Here is a 1,567-nt window from a genome sequence, read left to right as displayed (position 1 = left end):
TAAGGGCAAGTGCACAAGGTTTATTTATGATTATGACGAATGGCTTGGGCGCATTTTTTGGCGGAATTTTAAGCGGTTGGGTGGTTGACCATTTCACCGTTGATGGCGTTAGAAACTGGCAAAGCATCTGGTTTTCTTTCGCAGGTTATGCTTTATTGTTGGCAATTATTTTTCCGCTCATTTTTAAATATAAGCATGTTAAGGAAGATTTGGCAGGGGTGAAACATTGATATTTTGTGTGGAGTGGATAGAACTACGCATATATATAAGTTACCACTAATACTTAAAGGCAAAATCGCTCAACGGAACTTAATAATTTATTTTGTTTTTTAGTAACTTATAAGTTACCTTTGGTTAATGAAAGTCAGGGAAGTTATAGCTTATAAAGATTATTTTGAAAGTTTCTTGAAATCTCAACCTCAAAAGGTTCAAGACAAAATTTTCAAGAACAATCGAAGCTATTGAAACTCTGGAAAGAGTTCCTTCAAACTATCTTAAATTTTTGGTAGGAACTAATGGACTTTATGAAGCAAGAATTCAATTAGGTTCTAATATTTGGCGTGTGTTCTGTTTTTTCGACAATGAAAAGCTTGTTATTTTGCTGAACGGCTTTCAGAAGAAAACGCAGAAGACTCCGAAGAATGAAATTGAAAAAGCTCTTAAATTAATGACTGAATATCACGACCAAAAAGGAAGAAAAAATGGAAACTAAAAGCTGGAAAGAAATCAAGAACGACGTTTACGGAATTAAGGGAACCGACCGAAGAGACGAATTAGAAAGAGATTTTGAAAGTTTCAAAATTGGTTTGCTTTTGCGTAAAGCAAGGGAAGACAAACATTTGACCCAATCCGAACTGGCTGAACTAGTCGACAGAAAACGCGAATATATTTCTAGAATTGAAAATAATGGAAGCAATCTGACCTTAAAAACTCTGTTTGACATTGTTGAAAAAGGTCTAGGCGGAAAAGTCAATATTTCAATAGAACTCTAAAAAAGCACTAGTGGTGACAACAAATTTGCACAAAAATGGCTGACGGTGGTTCAACTCGGGTTTTTCGTTAATTATTTAGGGGTACGACACTAGTTCTGCAAGCAATGCCATTTCTGCAAAAATTTTCAAACGTTACACCTTGTTCTGTATTTAGAATTAAGCGAAGCGCTCTATGAATTAATATTTCACGACTCTATAAAAATATGGCGAAACGAATCGGTTTATAGACAATTCTATAATAAAGACGTCCAAGTTCCAAAAAGTAATCTTAAAATAAACATCCAATAAAAAGCCCTCTTAACTTTAAAGCTAAGAGGGCCTTTTCATAATTATTGTTAATCTTAAAGAATCAACAATAAAATAATGATAACTAACAAAGCAGTTACTGAAAGGTAAATACCACCGTTGCTAATTGCATTTGCTTGTTTTTTCATGTCTTTAAGCTCTGATCTTAAAGCCTTTTTCTCCGCCCTACTCATAGTGCTTTTATCCATGCTTCTAATCTGCTCAACCCTGTTGGTCAGTTGTTCTAATTTTACTTGTTGCTCCGCTGTTAAAGCTTTATCGCTTTTGTC

Annotated in this window: 3 protein-coding genes and 1 pseudogene; 3 read left to right on the top strand and 1 reads right to left on the bottom strand. The window is 34.5% G+C overall.

Annotation, left to right across the window (positions count from 1 at the left end; genetic code table 11):
- The 3 genes and pseudogenes from VGE71_RS18370 to VGE71_RS18360 form a co-directional block, all read left to right on the top strand.
- Positions 1 to 230, top strand: a pseudogene (locus tag VGE71_RS18370) (MFS transporter); the annotation flags it as partial.
- Positions 231 to 451: 221 nt separating this feature from the next.
- Positions 452 to 712: a type II toxin-antitoxin system RelE/ParE family toxin gene (locus tag VGE71_RS18365; protein WP_331139612.1), complete on the top strand. Its 261-nt coding sequence runs from the start codon at positions 452 to 454 to the stop codon at positions 710 to 712.
- Positions 702 to 992, top strand: coding sequence for a helix-turn-helix domain-containing protein (locus VGE71_RS18360; RefSeq protein ID WP_017257785.1), 291 nt, complete (start codon positions 702 to 704; stop codon positions 990 to 992). The genes VGE71_RS18365 and VGE71_RS18360 overlap by 11 nt, the downstream gene beginning before the upstream one ends.
- 341 nt (positions 993 to 1,333) lie before the next feature.
- On the opposite strand, the gene VGE71_RS18355 is transcribed toward VGE71_RS18360, so the two are convergent.
- The coding region (locus VGE71_RS18355; protein WP_331139611.1) for a hypothetical protein at positions 1,334 to 1,567 on the bottom strand (234 nt) is incomplete at its 5' end.

Origin of the sequence: Flavobacterium sp. (assembly GCF_036405015.1) — a bacterium.
GTDB lineage: Bacteria > Bacteroidota > Bacteroidia > Flavobacteriales > Flavobacteriaceae > Flavobacterium.
Note: the sequence above shows the minus strand (reverse complement) of the source record. Positions and strands in the feature narration are given on the sequence as shown.

What these genes read in the sequence shown, in the direction of transcription:
- VGE71_RS18360 (WP_017257785.1), top strand. Translation starts at nt 702, where the DNA reads ATGGAAACTAAAAGCTGGAAAGAAATCAAGAACGACGTTTACGGAATT.